Annotated in this window: 1 protein-coding gene; it reads right to left on the minus strand. The window is 51.1% G+C overall.

What is annotated here, in order from left to right; genetic code table 11:
• On the minus strand, window positions 1–520 hold a 520-nt coding region (locus tag L6Q96_23195; GenBank protein ID MCK6557456.1), incomplete at its 3' end, for an adenylosuccinate synthetase.
• Between the last annotated feature and the right edge of the window lie 87 nt (window positions 521–607).

The following is a 607-nucleotide window of genomic DNA, read 5'->3' on the forward strand; positions in this document are numbered from 1 at the left end:
GCTCGATCAGCACCTTTTTTTCCTGAATGGCCTTGGTCACCTTTGCCCTGAGTCCGGGCATATCGGCCAGATCGGCAACCCGTATTCCGTTCCGCATGTATTTATCCACATAAGAAGGCCCGATTCCACGCCCGGTTGTACCGATCTTATCGGCACCCTTGCTGGTTTCCCGGATGGTATCCAACACTTTGTGGTAGGGGAAAATCAGGTGCGCTCCTCCCGAAATAAACAACCGTCCGGAAAGGTCAATGCCAAGCCGCGACACCATTTCAAGTTCTTCCTGCAACGCCAGCGGATCAATCACCACTCCATTTCCGATCAGACAGCGGGTTCCTTCATGAAAAACCCCCGAAGGCAGCAGGTGAAGAACAAAGGTCTGAGTTCCGAAGGAAATGGTATGCCCGGCATTGGCCCCGCCCTGATAGCGAGCCACAACCTGACAATCCTTCGAGAGCAGGTCCACAATTTTTCCTTTTCCTTCGTCGCCCCATTGGGCACCAACCACCACGACAACTGGCATATTGATTTTACTTTCTCTTTAAAATAAAAAACTCCGGTTCACCCTTCTGAAGGATGCCGGAGTTAAACTGGATTTCAGACTGATTTC

It is taken from the genome of Candidatus Binatia bacterium (assembly GCA_023150935.1).
Taxonomy (GTDB): Bacteria; Desulfobacterota; Binatia; order HRBIN30; family HRBIN30; genus JAKLJW01.